Source organism: Rhodococcus sp. 11-3 (genome assembly GCF_023704055.1).
Taxonomy (GTDB): domain Bacteria; phylum Actinomycetota; class Actinomycetes; order Mycobacteriales; family Mycobacteriaceae; genus Rhodococcus; species Rhodococcus aetherivorans.
Genome location: NZ_CP080406.1, coordinates 5,059,166 through 5,076,233, shown reverse-complemented (window position 1 = coordinate 5,076,233; position 17,068 = coordinate 5,059,166). Strand labels below are relative to the sequence as shown.

Sequence of the window (17,068 nt, the reverse complement as noted above, 5' to 3'; positions counted from 1 at the left end):
CACAGGAGTGAGTCATGCACGTCTTTCTTCAACAATTGGTGGACGGGCTCACGTGGGGCGCACTGTACGGTGCGTTCGCATTGAGCATCGTCCTCGTCTACCGGGCCTCCGGGATCGTGAACTTCGCGCAGGGGGAGATGGCGATGTTCGCGGCGTTCTTCGCGTGGCAGTTCCACCAGTGGGGTGCGCCGCTGTATGTCGCGATCCTCGGGGCGATGGCGGTAGCGTTCCTCATGGGCGCCGTCACCGAGCGGGTGCTGATCCGGCCGCTGGCGGGCTCGCCGAACCACATGCCGCTCGTCATCATCACTCTCGGACTGATGCTGGTCCTCAACAGCGCGGCCGGCTGGATCTGGGGTGTGCAGAGCAGGGAATTTCCGTCGACGGTGTCCGGACCGGTGGTGACGCTGGGGACGGTGGCAGTCTCGCGGCAGTCCCTCGTGATCGTCGGCGCGGTCGTGGTTGTCGCGGCGCTGCTGTTCCTCCTGTTCCAGCGTACCCGTGTCGGCCTCGCGATGCGGGCGGCCGCCGGAAATCCGGATTCCGCTGAGCTGGTGGGTATTCCGGTAGGTCGCATGCTGATGATCGGCTGGGGATTGGCGGCGGCGATCGGCGCGCTCGCGGCGTCGCTCGCGGCCCCGCAATTGTTCCTCCAGCCGAACATGCTCGTCGCGTCGCTGATCTACGCATTCGCTGCCGCCGTTCTCGGCGGATTGGACAGTCCGGTCGGCGCCCTCGTCGGCGGATTGTGCGTCGGTGTCGCGGAGAACCTCGCCGGTACGTACATCGAGTGGATCGGCCACGACTTCAAGCAAGCCGTGGCACTGGTCCTCATCCTGGGGGTGTTGCTCTTCAGGCCGGAAGGTCTCTTCGGTGCGCGGAAGGTGGCGCGGGTATGAAAGTCCTCGATATGCTCCGCCGCCCCCGCGCCGAACTCGACGCACCGGTGTGGCTCCGCCGTACCACCGTTGCGGTGGTGCTCGTCCTCGCCGCGGTCGCACCGCTCGTCTCGGCGCCGTACGTCAACTTCGACCGTTCCATGGTCCTCGTGTACGTCGTGGTCGGACTCGGCCTGAATCTGCTGACAGGCAACACCGGTCAGATCTCCCTGGGCCATGGCTTCTTCTTCGCCGTGGGCGCGTATCTCAGTGCGGTGCTGATCGAGAACCATGGTGTCGCCTATCCGGTGGTGCTCCCGCTCGCCTTCGCGGTCTGCTATGTGGGCGGGTACCTGTTCGGGCTGCCGGCGCTGCGGCTCCACGGCCTCCAGTTGGCGCTCGCCACACTGGGTCTCGCACTGGTGACCCCCGCCGTGATCAAACGCTTCGAGCACGTGACCGACGGTCAGGCGGGCATCAACGTCACCGCGGCCGAGGCACCCGTATCCTCCGGTCTCGATCGCGACCAGTGGGTGTACTACCTGTGCCTGCTCGTCGCCGCGCTGACCTATCTCGTGGTGCGCCGGCTCTCCACCGGCCGCATCGGGCGATCGCTGATCGCGATCCGTGACTACGAGGCCGTGGCGACGACCCTCGGTATGCCGGCCACCCGGACGAAGACCACCGTGTTCGCCCTCAGTGCCGCACTCGCCGGCGTCGGCGGGGTGCTCTACAGCTTCGTCGTCCAGTACGTCGGCCCGGAGGCCTTCGGGCTGCCGCTGGCGATCGCGTTCATCACCATGATCGTGGTCGGAGGTCTCGGTACCGTGCCCGGTGTCGTGTTCGGCGCCTTCTTCGTCGTCTACGTCCCGCAGTGGACTGCTGAACTCAACCAGTCGGCGGCCGGCATCACCTACGGCGCGGCGTTGATCCTGTTCATCTTCGTACTGCCCTACGGCTTGATCAGTCTGGTGCGGTGGGGGCTCGCGCCGCTCGTGGCATGCATCCCGGGTCGTCGCAGCGACGGGGGACGGTCCGAGGGCACAAAGGACCCGGGACTGGAATTGGAACCGGTGGCCACCGGCTGAACTGCCCGGACCACGACCGGCGACGGACGGGCACCCTCGATCAGGATCTAGGGTGCCCGTCCGTCGCTGCGGTGTTAGTGGTCTCCGGCTGTCGCCCGGTGCGATCGGTACCGAAAAAGCCCGCCTGGCCATGTGGCCAGGCGGACCCTTCCGGCTCAGCGATCGGCGAAACGGGAACCGAGTTCGTTCACCTCGGACAGTCCGATGAACCCGGTGAACTCGTCGAAGGAGGGCAGGCGCGACAACGCCGCCGCCGGGGTCCCGTCGCGCACGATCGTGGCCAGGAAGTCCTGGATCGACCTCGTAGCGGCCAGCAGCGCGCCGATCGGGAACAGCACAAGAGCGAATCCCAGCTCGCCCAGCACATCCAGCGGCACCGGCGGAGTGCGCCCGCCTTCTACCCAGTTGAACACCAGGCGATGTCCCTTCAACCGGGTCGCCACCGCACGCACCTCGTCGATGCTGGCCGGAGCCTCCACGAACAACAGGTCGGCGCCGGCGTCCGCGTAGTGCAGGGCGCGATCGATTGCCGCGTCCAGCCCGTCGACGGCCGCGGCGTCGGTCCGAGCGATGATCAGGAGGTCCGGATCGGTGCGGGCCGCGACGGCCGCCTCCAGCTTGGCCACCATGTCGGTGACCGGGACGACCGCCTTGCCCTCCATGTGGCCGCATCGCTTGGGAGCGACCTGATCCTCGAGCTGGATGGCCGCGACGCCGGCCCTCTCGTAGTCGCGGACGGTGCGAATGACGTTGAGAGGGTTGCCGTACCCGGTATCGGCATCGGCGATCAACGGGACGTCGACGGCAGCAGCCATGCGGCGGGCGTTGTCGGTCATCTCCGTAGCGGTGAGCAATCCGACGTCGGGGCGACCGAGCAGACTCGCAGAGGTGCCGAAGCCGGTCATGTACGCCGCATCGAACCCGGCGGCCTCGACCAGGCGCGCGGACAGGCTGTCGTAGGCCCCCGGCGCCAGGACCGGTGCCGCGCTGTCCAGCAGTTGGCGCAGCCGTGGTCTGGTAGGGGTCGGTGATCCGAGAAAATCTGACATGGAATCGCTTTCGATCACGTGGTGAGGTGGCGTGGATTGGCGACGCGCAGACGGGCCATGACCGCTGTCGAGACGGCTCGACGCACATGGGGGTCGGTGTACGAGAGCGTTCCCCGGTGAAGCGCGGTTGCGAGCTCGGCCTCGGTGGCGCAGCCGACTTCGGTCAACAGGTCCCCGAGCACGGTGCTGTCGCCGGAGTCGAGTTCCCGACGCGCCGTGCCCAGGAGGTTGACGCAGATCCGCAGCAGGTAGCGCTCCCGGTCCTGCGTCCGGTCGAGTGCCGGACCGATTTCGTCGGTGAGCGTCCAGGAGACGAGCTCGAGAATCTCGGCCAGGCTCGGGCGGTCGTGCAGCGACTCGGCCGGCGGAGCAGGTGCCGCCGGTGGCTCGTCGTCGAGCAGATCGAGGATCAGGAGCAGGTCGTATTCGGATTCGCAGACCCGGCGGCCGATCGCGGCGAGTTCGAGCGAGCGCTCGGCGCCGCCGAAATGACGCTGCGCCTGGAACCGGCTGAGCACCAGCCACCGCAGGGTGCCGTAGGTCTCCCACCAGTGCAGCTCTGCCGTCGAAGGCCGCTCACCCGTCGCCTTCTCGTAGCCGTCGAGCAACTGCTCGCGGGTCCCCACACCGGCGACCGGGAGTTCGGCACCGAACCGCCATGCCCGGACGCAAAGCCATCCGAGGTCCTCGATCGGATCGCCCAGATGGGCGAGCTCCCAGTCGAGGACGCCCCGGATTCCGGTGTCGTCGACCAGAAGGTTGCCGAGGCGGAAGTCGCCGTGCACGAGAGTGGCCGGTCGGCGCGAAGGCCGATGGTCCCGAAGCCACCGCAGCCCGATTTCGACCGCCGGGCGCGGGTCGTCGAGAGCCCGATAGACGGACTCGAGCACGTCGATCGGGTCTCTGGTGTCGAGCATCGTGAGGGCTCCGACAGCGCTGCTGTGGATCTGTCCCAGCACGAATCCCATCTTCTCGGCCAGCCGCTCCCGCATTTCGGCGAGCGCCGGATCCCGTTGGATCTTCCGGGGAATCGACTCGCCGGCCACTCTTTCCATCAGCAGGAAGGGGGCATCGATGCCGGGGGCGGTGTCACCGCTGGCAAGGACAGCGGGTACCGGCACACCGGCGGCGGCGGCGGCGCGCAGGCATGCCGTCTCCGCGCGCATCCGCTGTGCGTCGCCGTGCCCGGGGGGATCACGCCTGAGGACTACGGGCAGGGGGTTGCCCGCGGCATCGGTTGCCTGCGCCGACCACACCTCGCGGCTCGCGCCGCCGGTCAGCTGTCGGGGTTCGCCGACCGAGACGTTCTCGCCGCGCACCTCGATGAGGATTGCTCGGATCCCGTCACCCAGTGACGAGGAAGCCTCGGTCACAGCCACGGCGCCGCGCCCGGGTCGCGCAACAGTTTGCGAGCTGTGGACATGCGGTGGACCTCGTCGGGGCCGTCGTAGATGCGGGCGTACCGGGCCTGCCGATACATCCGCTCCAACGGCGTGTCGGCGGTCAGCCCGAGCGCTCCGTGCACCTGGATGGCGCGGTCGACGACGTCGTGCAGCATCCGTGCACACCAGAACTTGACGAGCCCGATCCGGATGCGTGCATCGTCGCCGGAGTCCATCGCGCGGGCGGCATCGAGTGTCATCAGCCGGGCAGCGTGGATCTGCGCGGCGGATTCCGCTATGTACCGGTGGACCTCGCCCTTCTCTGCCAGGAGAGAACCGTGCACGTAGCGGGTGTTGGCCCGCTCGCACATGAGCTCGTAGGCCCGCTGCGCCTGACCGAGCCAGCGCATGCCGTGGAAGATGCGCCCGGGTCCGAGGCGGTCCTGTGCGACGGCGAACCCCTTGCCGCGCTCGCCGAGCAGGTTGTCGGCAGGCACCCGCACGTCGGAGAGCCGGACCTCGTAGTGGTCGCTGGGATCGTGGCCCATCGTCGGGATCGAGCGGAGGATCTCGAAACCGGGGGTGTCGGTCGGAACGATGATCGCGCTGATCCGGGAGTGGCGGGGCACGTCCTCGGGCTCGGTGCGCGCGAAGACGGTGCAGTAGCCCGCGTCTTTGACTCCCGTCGTGAACCACTTGTGCCCGTTGATGACCCAGGTGTCCCCGTCGAGCTCCGCGCGGGTGGTGATCAGGGTCGGATCGGAGCCGGCGACCTCCGGCTCCGTGAGTCCCACCGAGGGCAGGAACTCGCCGGCGACGAGCGGCGGGATCCATCGTTCCCGCTGTTCCTCGGTGCCGTGCTTGCGCAGCATCAAGGTGTCCTGCATGGACACGGACCCGACGGCGAGCTGCCCGAACTCGGACCGGCCGATGATTTCGTTGAGGTATACGAAATCGAGGAACCGCACACCACCACCCCCGACATCCGCCGGGTGACCCAAGGCCCACAGACCGAGCTCTTTTGCCTGCGTGCGCAGCTGATCGAGTGCCTTGCGGGCGTCGTCGTCCTCGCGCGCGAGGACCGGCTCGGCAGGAATCACCTGGTTGTCGATGAACGAGCGCATGCGGGCGCACAGGTCTGCGATGTGGCCCTCGGGATGATTGGTGGTCATGCCCCGTTTCCCTTCGTTGTCGTGTCGGTCGTCTCGTGCAGCGGTCGGATGGCGGCGGAGTCGACGTACTCGTCGATGCGGGTGATCCGTCCGTCCACGACCCGGACGAACAGTGCGGCAGGCACTTCGAGCGGACCGTGTCCCGGCAGGGCCCCGCGCACCACGTGCTGCTGTACGAAGCCGTCCGGAACCGCGTCGCGGCGGACGTCCTCGTAACGGAAGTCCTCGAGCGTGCGGGTGAGCCAGCGCAACACGCGCAGGTTCTCCTCGACGGTCTGCTCGCGGCCGTCGTCGTTGTGCCAGATGCGCGCGTCCGGCGCATACAGGTTTGTCAGTGTGTCCACGTCACCGGCTCGGACGGCGGCGAAGAATCGGTCTGCGAGATCCAACATGCGAAGGTGGTTCTCCTCGGTGCTGCGGATGGGATGTCAGGGGGAATCGGATTCCAGTCCCAGGGCGCCCAGGCACATCTGGTCGAGGGTGCTCAGCAGTGCCTCTTCGTCCGCCGCCTCCCCCTGGATCAGCCAGAGGTAGAGGGTGTGATCGACCATCGCGGACATCGCGCGGGCGGCGAGTACCGGGTCGAGCGACTGCCGGACGAGTCCCTCCTGTTGCCAGCGGGCGATCGCCCGGGAAGTCCGTTCGATGAGCTGGGAGCGGTGCTCGTGGCGCAATTCCCGGAACTCGTCGTTGATGGTCGCGACCTGCTCGACGATCGCCATCAGCCGTGCATTGCGCCGATAGGCCTTGTAGTACGAGCGATTCGCCGCGACGAGCCGTGCCGCGGGGGACAGGTCGGGATCGGTCGGTTCGCGGCGGTGTACATCCTCGAACAGGCGGGTGCTCAGTTCGCGGAAGATGTGTTCCTTCGACTCGAAATACCGATAGAAGGTGCCATAAGCGACGTTGGCCTCCTGGGTGATCTGCTCGACCCGGGTGTCGGGGAATCCGACGGTCTCGAATACGGTGCGCGCCGCGTCGAGCAGGGCGTCACGAGTCTTCCGCCCCCGCGCCGTGAGGGTCTCGACCGGCGCGGGTACGGACGGGGTGTTGACAGATGACTTGGCCACGGTCAGACTATCCCCGAAGGTGACATGACTGTCAAGTCATCTCGTACCCCTTGTTCTCCGATTCTCTCCGTTTCCTGCCCGGATTTCTCCGAATCAGTGCCCGAAAGGATTGCAGTGACCACATCGAATTCGAAGTTCGAACTCCGCGGGATCAATCACCTCGCCCTCGTCTGCTCCGACATGAAGCGGACGATCGACTTCTACTCGGGAACCCTCGGCATGCCCCTGGTGAAGACGGTCGAGCTGCCCGGGGGACTCGGCCAGCACTTCTTCTTCGACTGCGGGGGAGGCAACACCCTCGCGTTCTTCTGGCTCGAGGACGCACCCGATGCCGCCCCCGGCGTTGCGGCGCCGAAGGGCCGCCCCGACGAGGGGGAACTCGCCAGTGCGGTCGGATCGATGAACCACGTGGCCTTCGCTGTCCCACCGGAACTGTTCGGCGAGTACCGCGCCCGGCTGCAAGCGGACGGTGTCGAGGTCAGCCGCGTCCTCAACCACGACGACAGCCCGTCCGGCGTAGCCAAGGAGGTGCACGACGGCACCTTCGTCCGATCGTTCTACTTCCAGGATCCGGACGGCGTCCTCCTCGAATTTGCCTGCTGGACGCGCGAGTTCACTCCGGAAGACGTCGTGCACGAGCCGAAGACCGCGGCCGACCGCCGCACGACCGGCGCCTCCTGACCGACGGCCGAAAGGACAATCGACATGCCCCGCCTCCGTGAAGTCCCTCGTGCCGAGGTGACCGACGAAAAGATCCTCTTCTTCTACGACCGGCTGTTCGGCGCCGACAAGGACCCCGCCGTCGACCACGGCACCATTCATGCCACGCCGGGCGACTGGTGGACGGTGTTCGCACAGTCTCCGGCCGTGTTCCGGCATGCCGTACGGGGCTTCGCGTTGTACCGCAACGCAGGTCTCGACCCGCTGCTGCGCGAGCTCGGTCAGGGCAGGGCCGGGTACGCGCGCGGGAGCCAGTTCGTGTTCTCCCAGCACTGCAAGCAGATGCGTTCTCTCGGGATGTCCGAAGAGAAGATCGCTGCCCTCCCGCACTGGCAGATCAGCGACCGGTTCTCGGAGCTCGAGCGCGCCGTGCTCGCCTACACAGACGGGCTCGTCCTCGGTGGCGGCCGGGTGCCCGACGAGGTGTTCGCCCTGCTCCGGGCTCACCTGTCCGACCAGGAGATCATGGAACTCACCTACATCACGTGCATGTACGACATGCACGCTACGATCTGCCGCGCGCTGAAGCTCGAGTTCGACGACAGACCCGAACCGGTCGAGGAGGTCCGGATCCCGGACGGCGTCCATGTCTCCGACCTCTCCGCCGATCTGGCCGGCGAGTAGCGGCCGTTGCATCATGCGCGCTGCGGTTCTCTCGCGCCCTTCGTCGGACCGGTTGTGGGTTGTTCGACGGCGCAACCGGTCCGGCGGCGCCGCGCACCGCGAGGCGGTGAGCGGGTCGTCGTCGGGATCTCGGACGAACAGCATGCCGCCGTCGATGAGCACGGCTTGGCCCGTCATGTAGTTCGAGTCGGGGGTCGGCCGGGTAGAAGACGGAGGCCGCCACGTCCTCACCGGTGGAGACGCGACCGAGGGTGATGCCCTCGGCCATGGCCTTCATCGACTCACCCTCACCGACATTGTTGATCGCGCCGAGCCCGGTGCGGCCGCTCGGGGTCTTCCGGTCCTCAGCCGTTCGCCGCATCGGCGAACCCGAGCACCACCTTCAGCACCACGTGCAGCGCGGGATTGGTGTCGTCACGTCGCCACGCCACGCGTAGGTCGACGTCGGGGGTCGACTCGTCGAGCGGAACGAAGACGACATGGGGATCGGTGACGTTGCTCGCCACGGATGCCAACGTCAGGTGGCACCCGACCTCGGCGCTCACCAGCGCCAGGGCGGTCTGCGTATCGGGGGCGACCTGGACGACGTCGGCAACGAACCCGCCCGCGTGCGCGAGCCGCCGCAACCGGTCGGGAAGCACCGCACCCTCGTGCGGCGGGAGGGAGACGAAGCTTTCCGCGGCAAGCTGGGCAATCGACAACCGGCGCGCGCCGGCCAGCGGGTGGGTGTCGGGCAGCGCGACGACGAGGGAGTCCGGCATCGCTGGCCCGGTTCGGCTTCAACGAGTTTGCCAACAAGAAGCTCGTGAGAAACCCCGGGGGAAAAAAGTAACCGGGCGCGTCGACGGCAAGACTGCCGTGCGTCCGAGGGTGCAGTGCGGTCGCTGACGAAGGTGGAGTGAGCGACCGTCACTGCCCGGGCGGCGGACCTGCCGGGCGGCCACCGGCGGGGCCGCCTCCCATCCCGCCCTGCGGCGGCGCATCGGACTGGACGTTCGCCGACTTCTCGGCGACACCGACCGTGATATCGACGGCGTAGCCGGTGTCGATGCTGCCGGTGACGGTCGCGAGTTCGGCGTCCCAGCCGTCGCCGAAGACGTTGTCGGAGTCGAGGCTGATCTGCGCCAGGTTGCGGGTGCTCTGCGCGTATCCGTCGGCGCCGGCGTACACCGTCTCGCACACGTCCTGGGGGAGGGCGATCTGCGAGGTCAGCCGCGCGTTGTCGCCGGCGACGGCGACCTCGAGGGAGTCGTGCACCTCGAAGTGGATGTGCGGCCAGCGCCCCGAGTAGCAGGCCGGGAAGATCGAGGTGAACGAGACGGTGCCGTCGGCGTCGGCGACCTGCACGCCGCGCAGGTAGTTCTGGTCCGTCAGTCCGTCGCTGTAGAGGGAGTACTGCCCGTCGCGGTCGCAGTGCCACAGGTAGACGGCCATGCCCTGGCCGGGGCTGCAGCCGGCGGCGAGATCCTGCAGGTGCAGGGTGATGGTGGTCGGCACGCCCTCGGCGGTACCGGTGTAGTCACCGAAGCTGGTGGTGATGTCCTTGCGGACGATTCCCGACTCGATCAGGACGTTGGGCCCGTTCGATCCGTCGCCGGGGTACGGGCCGGCCGTCTCCTGTGGTGCGGCGGCGACGCACTCGCCCGCGGCGGTCGCGGAGGTCGTCGAAGCGGCGGTGGTGGTGGCCGACGCGGATGCCGAGGTGGACGTCGACCCGCCCGTCGAGCACGCAGCGAGGGCCGCGGTGCCGGCCGCGCCGAAGACGGCCAGCATCCGCCGGCGCGACAGCATCGTCCTGATGTCGTGGGCCAGGCCCAGGTCGTGCTCGTGGAGTTCGGGGTCGGTCGGAACGCGACGCGCCCGGCGTGAACTCATTGCGGTGTCCTCTCGGCTCGGTTCGGTGGGGTTCACGCTACGAAGGGAAGCTCGGGAAACACCGGACGGATGCTGGGAACTTGCTGGCAGCCGGGCTCGGGTGGATCCGTCCTTCGGTCGTCGAGCCCGGCTCGCGCCGCGCGGGCGCGGGTAGGATACGAAAGGTCGGCGCTCCCGCTGATTCCCGATCGCCACGACATGAGGAATGCGATGTACTCGTACAAGGTTGTCGAGGTCCGCGAGAAGATGCTCGGCGGGAAGATGTCCGGTGACAAGCTCGAGGATCTGCTCAACGAGCACGCCCGGCAGGGGTGGCGCCTGAAGGCCATCACCTCCGCCGAGATCAAGGGCCGCGTCGGCCCGGGCGGGGTCGAGGGGCTGCTCGTCACCTTCGAACGCGAGGGCTGACGGGCGCGGTTGGCCCGACTCGTCCGTCGCCGCGACTCGAACAACGCGGCATCGGGGACACTGTCGTGGCCGCGCCTCCCCGCGTCCCCTGTGCCGACGACGTCCCGGCTCTCGGCTTCTTGCAGGTTTCGCCACGCGAAAGCGAGACCCCACGACCGACGGTCGTGGGATCTCGCTTTCATCGGAGCCGACGTGTGGGAGCTGCCCGGTGCAGATCTCCGATCAGTGCTGAAGCGCCAGGGGCTCCTTGACCTTCAGTGGTTCCACCCTCCCCATGACGAACAAGTAGTTTGCTGCCCCCAGCAGTGCCACTGCGCCGATCACCGCGAGCGGGGCGACGTAGGATCCGGTGCTGTCGACGAGGACACCGATGACGAGCGGCGTGAAGATACCCGCGAGATTCGACGCGAAGTTCTGGATTCCGCCGATCGACCCGACATGCTTCGAACTGGGTGCGACGTCCGCCGGAAGCGACCAGATTCCGGTAGCGGCGACGGTCAGGCTGGAGTACGCAAGAGACAAGAGCGCCAACGCCATCCACGCCTCGGGGACGACTGCGGCGAACATGATGACCGATCCGCCGACCAGGCCTCCGGCGATCTGGGTCTTGCGAACCCGGGTGACCGAGTGTCCCCGACGTACCGCGCGGTCGGCGGCGAATCCACCGAGCCATCCGCACGCCACCGCGCACACACCCGGCAGCGCGCCGAACATTCCGAGCTTCAGGAGATCGAATCCCCTCTCGCTGACGAGGTAGCTGGGGAAGAAGGTGATGAAGAAGTAGATCGCGCTGTTCAGGCAGAAGAAGCCGAACATCATGCTCAGGATGGTGCGGTACCGGAACAGCGACCGCCAGGGTAGCTTCGCGGCGTCCGCGTCGTCACTGCCGGCACCGCGTGCGCCGCCGCTCTCGATATGCGCGAGTTCGGCGGTACCGACCCGCGGGTGATCCTGAGGGGCCCGATAGATCTTCCACCAGGCGAAGGCCCATACGACACCCAGAGCGCCGATGATGATGAAGACGCCGTGCCAGGTGGTGAAGGAGATGATGAGCGTGACGATCGGAAGGGCGATCACCGCGCCGACGCGCGAGCCGGAGTCCCAGATGCTCGTAGCGAAGGCGCGCTCGCTCTTCGGGAACCAGGTGGCGACCACCTTGGCGGACGTACTCGGTGCCGGGCTCTCACCCACTCCGAGCAGGAAACGGACCGCGAAGAGCGAACCGAATCCCCGCGCGAAGGACGTGGCCATGGTGCAGACCGACCACCAGAGGGCGGCGATGGTGAACGATCGCCGGGGGCCGACCTTGTCGACATACCAGCCGGCGGCGAGCTGGCACACATCGTAGGCCCAGAAGAAAGCCGCGAAGATCATGCCCTGCTGGGTGGCGGTGAGATGGAAATCCTCGCCCATGAACGGCAGCGCGACGCTCAGGCTCGACCGGTCGAGGTAGTTGATACTGAGGCCGACGAATGCGAGCCAGATGATGGCCCATCGCATTCGAGTCATGGTCCGAGGTGCTTTCACTTCGGAGTCACTTCCTACTGCAGTACTCATGGGGGTTCTCCCTGACATGACCATTGTTTCCTCGAATCCTCGAACATGAGGCAGGTGGGGTGAGGTCGATCGCGGCACGGGATCGTATAGGAACACCGGCGATCGTATAGGCCACATGGAATCAGGTGACTGCCGTCACTGTCAAGCGGGCCAGGGAGGGGCAACCCGGCACCTCGGAGCTTCCCGTTCCGGTCGCGAAAGGGCGCCGGCGGAATCGAAGCGTCGAGGAAACGCCTCGATCGTCGGCGTCCGACCTCGTCTCCCCTGGGACGTCGCGCTAACCGACGATGTGCGCCTTCTGCGTCCGTGCGGTCTCGGAGGCATCCAGGGGTGGCATGTTGCCGTCGAAGGCCTGCGCGAATCGCGTGAAGGAGTTGCGAATGTGGTCGGCCATGGCCTGCTCGGCGGCCTGCGGCTCGCAGGCACGGATGGCATCCCAGATCTGCCGGTGTTCGGCGACGGTGACCGACCCGTCGACGTCCGCGGGATAGAGCCGGAAGATGTGCAGGTGGCAGTGGGTCTGGACGAATGCGTGCTGGACCACTGGGTTGCCGGCCGCACCGAGGATGGTGTCGTGGAAGCGGGTGTCGTGGGCGACGAGGTCCTGACGCAGGTCGCCGCCCTCTTCGACGCGGCGCTCGAAGGATTCGAGCTCCCGGTCCAGGGCCCTGCTCGGGTTCGTGAGCCGATCCACCGCCGCGGATCGTGCTGCCCAGGGCTCGACGAGCAGTCGGAACTCGAAGAGGGATCGGAGTTCGGGAAGGTCGAGCAGGGGGGTGGTGCTGTACCCGCGGCCGGGGCTGTAAACGACCAGGTTGTCCCCCTCGAGCCGCTGCAACGCTTCTCGGACCGGCGTCTGTGAGACGCCCAGGTCGCGCGCGATGGCATCGATGTTCATTCGGGTGCCCGGCGGAATCTCGCTGGCCACGATGGAGTCCCGCAGCTTCGAATAGACCTCGCCGGCAGCTACTTTCGGCTGAACTCTCGGGGCGTCGGACGTATCGCGCCGGGCCATGACCATCTCTCTCCACTTCTCGGCCCGCTGTGGCGGTGCGGCAGGTGGCGGGCGCTCGGACATGCCGACTGTATACGCCCCGGTCCTCTTCGCCGTCGACCAGCCTCGGGGCCCCTCTCGGGCCCCGGCGGGGTGACCGATCCATCTCCGGCGGCTTGACGCGGGCCACACTGCCTATATGATTGCGGCGATTCCTATACGATTCACGGAAGTGAGTGCCATGTCTCACCTCGTCTCCATCACGACCGACGATGTCCGGTTCCCGACGTCGCTGGAACTGGACGGTTCGGATGCGGTCAACGTCGACCCGGACTATTCGGCTGCCTATGTCACGATCCGCACGGATGCCGGCGACGAAGGGCACGGCTTCGTCTTCACCTGTGGTCGGGGCAACGATGTCGTCACCCATGCCATCGACACCTACGCCCAGCTGCTGATCGGCCGGAACACCGAGGAACTGATCTTCGATCTCGGCGCCGCATCCAAACGTCTCGTCCACGACTCGCAACTGCGGTGGCTGGGCCCGGAGAAGGGCGTCAGCCAGATGGCCTGCGGCGCTCTGATCAACGCGCTGTGGGATATTCGGGCCCGTCGCGAAGGCAAGCCGCTCTGGTTGCTGCTGAGCACCATGTCCCCGGAGGAGATCGTCGACGTCGTCGACTTCACGCACATCCGCGACTCCCTCGATCCGGCTCGGGCCCTCGACCTCCTCCAGCGCGGCAGCATCGGCAAGGCGGACCGCATCGCCGCACTCCAGGCCGGCGGCTACCCCGCTTACACGACGTCACCGGGGTGGCTGGGATACAGCGACGAGAAGCTCGTGCGTCTCAGCAAGGAGGCAGCCGCCGACGGCTTCTCCATGATCAAGCTCAAGGTCGGCGGGAGCGTCGAGGACGACCTTCGTCGCCTGGCCCTCGCCCGCGAGGCCGTCGGTGACCTGCCGATCGCGATCGACGCCAACCAACGGTGGGAGGTCTCCGAGGCCATCGATCGGGTGAACGAGCTCGCGCAGTTCGACCCGTACTGGATCGAGGAGCCGACCAGCACCGACGACATCCTCGGCCACGCCGAGATCCGTAAGGGTGTCGCCCCGACGCGGGTCGCGACCGGCGAGGCTGTCGCGAACCGTATCGTCTTCAAGCAGCTGCTGCAGGCCCAGGCCATCGACGTGCTCCAACTGGACTCCACCCGCGTTGCCGGAGTGAACGAGAACATCGCCGTCATGTTGCTGGCCGCCCGCTTCGGGGTGCCGGTGTGCCCGCACGCCGGCGGAGTCGGGCTCTGCGAACTCGTTCAGCACTTCTCGTTCTTCGACTACGCAGCCCTCAGTGGCTCCCAGGAGGGACGCATGATCGAGTACGTCGACCACCTGCACGAGCACTTCGCGGAACCCGTCCGGATTGTCGGGGGACGTTACGCCGCGCCGGCCCTGCCGGGTATCGGCGCGGAGATGCTGGCCGCGTCGCGCGAACGCTGGGTCTTTCCCACCGGCCCCGGCTGGCGAGAGGTGAACGGACGCGCGGCGACCACGAAGACCGGAGTGGAGGTGGCGCCGTGAACACGACCGTCGAGGAACTGAACCGGAAGGTCGAAGCGGCCCACGCGGCATTTCAGAAGGCCCGGACGGTCCCCCCGGACACCCGCGCCGGCTGGCTCGAGGCCGTCGCCGAGGGGCTGGAGGGCGACGCTCCGGCCCTGGTCGACATCGCTGCGCGGGAAACCGGTCTGGGGCTCGACCGGCTTCAGGGCGAACTACGGCGCAGTACTTTCCAGCTCCGGTTGTTCGCCGACGAGGTCCGCCGCGGCGAGCATCTCGACGCCGTCATCGACCATGCCGACGACTCGTGGGGGATGGGGCCGCGGCCGGACATCCGCCGTGTCAACGTGCCGCTGGGCGTCGTCGGTGTCTTCGGTGCGTCGAACTTCCCCTTCGCGTTCAGCGTGATGGGCGGCGACAGCGCCTCGGCGCTGGCCGCCGGATGCGCTGTCGTCCACAAGGCCCACGACGGGCACCTCGAGCTCGCCGCACGCACCGCGGACGTCGTGGTCGCCGCACTCGAAGCCGCCGGAGCCCCTGCCGGTCTCTTCGGGCTCGTGACCGGCAGACCCGCAGCAGAGGCGCTGGTGGATCACCCGCTGGTCAAGGCTGTCGGCTTCACGGGTTCGACCGGTGGCGGCCGCGCCCTGTTCGACCGCGCGGCGGCACGCCCCGAGCCCATCCCCTTCTACGGCGAACTCGGTGGAATCAACGCGGTGTTCGTCACCGAGAACGCGTGGAACAGCCGCCGCGAAGACATTCTCACCGGCTACGCGCAGTCCTTCACTCTCGGCATGGGGCAGTTCTGCACCAAGCCGGGACTGCTGTTCGTGCCGGCGGGTGACACCGGATCCGTTGCGGCTGTGCTGGCGCACGCCCTCGACCGCTTCGAGCCGACCGTGCTCCTCAACGATCGCCTCCACGACGGATACCGCGAGGCGGTGACGCGGGTCCGGGCCGCCGCCGGCGTCGAGGTACTCGTCGAAGGCGACTTCGCGGCGATGCCGTCGCCGATGGTGCTGCGCACCACGGCCGCGAACGTACGCGCACATCCGGAACTCCTGCGACAGGAGATGTTCGGGCCGGCGAGCCTGATCGTCGAGTACGCCGGTGAATCGGAACTGGTCGGTCTGGCACGCCTCCTGGAAGGCCAGCTCACGACGACTGTGCAGGCCGAAGCCGCCGACGACGTCACCGAACTGGCCGCCGTGCTCGTCGACATCAGCGGTCGGGTGCTCTGGAACGGCTGGCCCACAGGCGTGACCGTCAGCTACGCCCAGCACCACGGCGGACCGTACCCCGCGACGACATCGACGACCACCTCCGTGGGCACCGCCGCCATCTCCCGGTTCCTCCGACCGGTCGCGTACCAGTCCTTTCCCACATCGCGTCTGCCCGAGGCGTTGCAGGACGAGAACCCGTGGGGGATCGCACAGCGGATCGACGGCGAGTGGCACCGTCCGGCAAGGCCGGGAGCGCAGCGATGACACACGCTCACGTCCTGCCCGAGGACGCCGACCGGGCGCGGCTGATCGGGCGCGTGTGGGACGTCGAGACGGGCGGCCCCCGCGTCGTCGCCGTGCGGGACGGGGGTGTCTTCGATCTCCATGCAGTCGCCGGAACCGTGTCCGAACTGCTCGAGTCGTCCACCGTCCTCGCCGACGTCGACAGCGTGACGGCGCAGTCGCCACCCCGCTGGCAGGTCTCCGATCTCGTTGATGCCTCCCTCGTGCAGGATCCGGCCCGTCCGCACCTCCTGGCCCCGATCGACCTGCAGGTCGTGAAGGCCTGTGGGGTGACCTTCGTCGAGAGCATGATCGAGCGCATCATCGAAGAACGCACGGCCGGGAACCCGGATCGCGCCGCCGAGGTGCGGGCCTCGATCGGACGAACCCTCGGCGGCGGCATCGCCGCCTTGCCGCCGGGCTCACCCGAGGCCGCCGCGACCAAGCGGATCCTGCTCGACGAGGGTTTGTGGTCCCAGTATCTGGAGGTGGGGATCGGTCCCGATCCCGAGGTCTTCACGAAGGCTCCGGTGCTGTCCTCGGTCGGGGTCGGAGCGAAGATCGGCATCCCGTCGTTCTCGTCGTGGAACAATCCCGAGCCCGAACTGGTGCTGATCGTGAACTCGGTCGGCACCGTGGCCGGCGCCACGCTCGGCAACGATGTGAACCTGCGCGACGTCGAGGGCCGCAGCGCCCTGCTGCTCGGAAAGGCGAAGGACAACAACGCCTCGAGTGCGCTCGGTCCCTTCATCCGGTTGTTCGACGGGGACTTCGGTCTCGAGACGGTCCGCAACGAGGAGATCCGGCTTCGCGTGGACGGTCCCGACGGATTCAGGATGGAGGGCGTCAACAACCTCGCCCGCATCAGCCGGCCGTTCGAGGAACTGGTCGCCGCAACAATGGGCGATCACCACCAGTACCCCGACGGCTTCGCCCTCTTCACCGGAACGCTCTTCGCCCCTGTCGCCGATCGCGAGGAGCCCGGGCAGGGCTTCACCCACAAGATCGGCGATGTCGTCACCATCCGTAGCGCACATCTCGGTGCGCTGATCAACGAGGTGGGGGCCACAGAATCCCTGCCCGCATGGTCCTTCGGGCTGCGCCAGCTGTTCGACTACCTGCACACCCACCCGGCCACACCTGCGCCGGTCGCTGCCACCACCGCATAGACCGCGCGCCGGCCACGGG

17 protein-coding genes are annotated in these 17,068 nt (G+C 67.7%); 8 read left to right on the top strand and 9 right to left on the bottom strand.

Features of this window, described 5'->3' with window-relative positions:
* Nucleotides 1–14 precede the first annotated feature (14 nt).
* Nucleotides 15–899, top strand: coding sequence for a branched-chain amino acid ABC transporter permease (locus KZJ41_RS23360; RefSeq protein WP_006935206.1), 885 nt, complete (start codon nt 15–17; stop codon nt 897–899).
* Nucleotides 896–1,966 (top strand): branched-chain amino acid ABC transporter permease, encoded by a 1,071-nt coding sequence (locus KZJ41_RS23355; protein ID WP_006935215.1) that lies wholly within the window; start codon nt 896–898, stop codon nt 1,964–1,966. Before KZJ41_RS23360 ends, KZJ41_RS23355 begins: the two co-directional genes overlap by 4 nt.
* Before the next feature lie 155 nt (nt 1,967–2,121).
* Here KZJ41_RS23355 and KZJ41_RS23350 read toward each other — a convergent pair whose 3' ends face one another.
* The 5 genes from KZJ41_RS23350 to KZJ41_RS23330 are packed head-to-tail and all read right to left on the bottom strand — an operon-like array spanning nt 2,122 to nt 6,639.
* A complete protein-coding gene (locus KZJ41_RS23350; RefSeq protein ID WP_006935216.1) occupies nt 2,122–3,015 on the bottom strand; it encodes an oxaloacetate decarboxylase in 894 nt (297 codons plus the stop codon).
* Nucleotides 3,016–3,029: 14 nt separating this feature from the next.
* Complete coding sequence (locus tag KZJ41_RS23345; RefSeq protein ID WP_251549692.1) at nt 3,030–4,388, bottom strand: phosphotransferase family protein; 1,359 nt, start codon at nt 4,386–4,388, stop codon at nt 3,030–3,032.
* A complete protein-coding gene (locus KZJ41_RS23340; RefSeq protein ID WP_006935218.1) occupies nt 4,385–5,569 on the bottom strand; it encodes an acyl-CoA dehydrogenase family protein in 1,185 nt (394 codons plus the stop codon). The genes KZJ41_RS23345 and KZJ41_RS23340 overlap by 4 nt, the downstream gene beginning before the upstream one ends.
* Entirely contained in the window at nt 5,566–5,961 is a 396-nt protein-coding gene (locus KZJ41_RS23335) for a nuclear transport factor 2 family protein (protein ID WP_006935219.1), read from the bottom strand. The genes KZJ41_RS23340 and KZJ41_RS23335 overlap by 4 nt, the downstream gene beginning before the upstream one ends.
* Before the next feature lie 36 nt (nt 5,962–5,997).
* Nucleotides 5,998–6,639, bottom strand: a complete 642-nt coding sequence (locus KZJ41_RS23330; RefSeq protein ID WP_006935221.1) for a TetR/AcrR family transcriptional regulator — start codon at nt 6,637–6,639, stop codon at nt 5,998–6,000.
* Between the two features lie 114 nt (nt 6,640–6,753).
* Here KZJ41_RS23330 and KZJ41_RS23325 point away from each other — a divergent pair, with 114 nt between their 5' ends.
* Both KZJ41_RS23325 and KZJ41_RS23320 read left to right on the top strand, forming a co-directional pair.
* Nucleotides 6,754–7,320 carry a VOC family protein gene (locus KZJ41_RS23325; RefSeq protein ID WP_006935222.1) on the top strand — a complete coding sequence of 189 codons (567 nt, stop codon included), beginning with the start codon at nt 6,754–6,756 and terminating at the stop codon, nt 7,318–7,320.
* Between the two features lie 24 nt (nt 7,321–7,344).
* Nucleotides 7,345–7,983 carry a carboxymuconolactone decarboxylase family protein gene (locus tag KZJ41_RS23320; RefSeq protein ID WP_006935223.1) on the top strand — a complete coding sequence of 213 codons (639 nt, stop codon included), beginning with the start codon at nt 7,345–7,347 and terminating at the stop codon, nt 7,981–7,983.
* A 344-nt stretch (nt 7,984–8,327) separates the two neighbouring features.
* Here the strand turns inward: KZJ41_RS23320 and KZJ41_RS23315 are convergent, their stop codons facing one another.
* Nucleotides 8,328–8,744 carry a LysR family substrate-binding domain-containing protein gene (locus KZJ41_RS23315; protein ID WP_006935224.1) on the bottom strand — a complete coding sequence of 139 codons (417 nt, stop codon included), beginning with the start codon at nt 8,742–8,744 and terminating at the stop codon, nt 8,328–8,330.
* 148 nt (nt 8,745–8,892) lie between these two features.
* The gene (locus KZJ41_RS23310) at nt 8,893–9,858 is read right to left on the bottom strand and encodes an intradiol ring-cleavage dioxygenase (RefSeq protein ID WP_006935225.1); all 966 of its coding nucleotides are present in this window, start codon (nt 9,856–9,858) and stop codon (nt 8,893–8,895) included.
* Nucleotides 9,859–10,068: 210 nt separating this feature from the next.
* Here KZJ41_RS23310 and KZJ41_RS23305 point away from each other — a divergent pair, with 210 nt between their 5' ends.
* Entirely contained in the window at nt 10,069–10,266 is a 198-nt protein-coding gene (locus KZJ41_RS23305; RefSeq protein ID WP_006935226.1) for a DUF4177 domain-containing protein, read from the top strand.
* 222 nt (nt 10,267–10,488) lie between these two features.
* Here the strand turns inward: KZJ41_RS23305 and KZJ41_RS23300 are convergent, their stop codons facing one another.
* Together KZJ41_RS23300 and KZJ41_RS23295 are read right to left on the bottom strand one after the other, a co-directional pair.
* Nucleotides 10,489–11,901: an MFS transporter gene (locus tag KZJ41_RS23300; protein ID WP_231385950.1), complete on the bottom strand. Its 1,413-nt coding sequence runs from the start codon at nt 11,899–11,901 to the stop codon at nt 10,489–10,491.
* A gap of 199 nt (nt 11,902–12,100) precedes the next feature.
* Nucleotides 12,101–12,901 carry a GntR family transcriptional regulator gene (locus KZJ41_RS23295; protein ID WP_251549690.1) on the bottom strand — a complete coding sequence of 267 codons (801 nt, stop codon included), beginning with the start codon at nt 12,899–12,901 and terminating at the stop codon, nt 12,101–12,103.
* 157 nt (nt 12,902–13,058) lie between these two features.
* Between KZJ41_RS23295 and KZJ41_RS23290 the strand changes: the two genes are divergently transcribed.
* From KZJ41_RS23290 to KZJ41_RS23280, 3 genes are read left to right on the top strand one after another with little or no spacing between them, the layout of a single operon-like run.
* Nucleotides 13,059–14,396 carry an enolase C-terminal domain-like protein gene (locus KZJ41_RS23290; protein ID WP_006935230.1) on the top strand — a complete coding sequence of 446 codons (1,338 nt, stop codon included), beginning with the start codon at nt 13,059–13,061 and terminating at the stop codon, nt 14,394–14,396.
* A complete protein-coding gene (locus tag KZJ41_RS23285) occupies nt 14,393–15,862 on the top strand; it encodes an aldehyde dehydrogenase (NADP(+)) (protein WP_006935231.1) in 1,470 nt (489 codons plus the stop codon). Before KZJ41_RS23290 ends, KZJ41_RS23285 begins: the two co-directional genes overlap by 4 nt.
* Nucleotides 15,859–17,049 (top strand): fumarylacetoacetate hydrolase family protein, encoded by a 1,191-nt coding sequence (locus KZJ41_RS23280; RefSeq protein ID WP_044475863.1) that lies wholly within the window; start codon nt 15,859–15,861, stop codon nt 17,047–17,049. Before KZJ41_RS23285 ends, KZJ41_RS23280 begins: the two co-directional genes overlap by 4 nt.
* Nucleotides 17,050–17,068 lie beyond the last annotated feature (19 nt).

Bases quoted from the DNA above. Each gene is read 5' to 3' on its own strand.
- KZJ41_RS23360 (WP_006935206.1), top strand. From the start codon at position 15: ATGCACGTCTTTCTTCAACAATTGGTGGACGGGCTCACGTGGGGCGCA.
- KZJ41_RS23355 (WP_006935215.1), top strand. From the start codon at position 896: ATGAAAGTCCTCGATATGCTCCGCCGCCCCCGCGCCGAACTCGACGCA.
- KZJ41_RS23350 (WP_006935216.1), bottom strand. From the start codon at position 3,015: ATGTCAGATTTTCTCGGATCACCGACCCCTACCAGACCACGGCTGCGC.
- KZJ41_RS23340 (WP_006935218.1), bottom strand. From the start codon at position 5,569: ATGACCACCAATCATCCCGAGGGCCACATCGCAGACCTGTGCGCCCGC.
- KZJ41_RS23335 (WP_006935219.1), bottom strand. From the start codon at position 5,961: ATGTTGGATCTCGCAGACCGATTCTTCGCCGCCGTCCGAGCCGGTGAC.
- KZJ41_RS23320 (WP_006935223.1), top strand. From the start codon at position 7,345: ATGCCCCGCCTCCGTGAAGTCCCTCGTGCCGAGGTGACCGACGAAAAG.
- KZJ41_RS23315 (WP_006935224.1), bottom strand. From the start codon at position 8,744: ATGCCGGACTCCCTCGTCGTCGCGCTGCCCGACACCCACCCGCTGGCC.
- KZJ41_RS23310 (WP_006935225.1), bottom strand. From the start codon at position 9,858: ATGAGTTCACGCCGGGCGCGTCGCGTTCCGACCGACCCCGAACTCCAC.
- KZJ41_RS23305 (WP_006935226.1), top strand. From the start codon at position 10,069: ATGTACTCGTACAAGGTTGTCGAGGTCCGCGAGAAGATGCTCGGCGGG.
- KZJ41_RS23295 (WP_251549690.1), bottom strand. From the start codon at position 12,901: ATGTCCGAGCGCCCGCCACCTGCCGCACCGCCACAGCGGGCCGAGAAG.
- KZJ41_RS23290 (WP_006935230.1), top strand. From the start codon at position 13,059: ATGTCTCACCTCGTCTCCATCACGACCGACGATGTCCGGTTCCCGACG.
- KZJ41_RS23280 (WP_044475863.1), top strand. From the start codon at position 15,859: ATGACACACGCTCACGTCCTGCCCGAGGACGCCGACCGGGCGCGGCTG.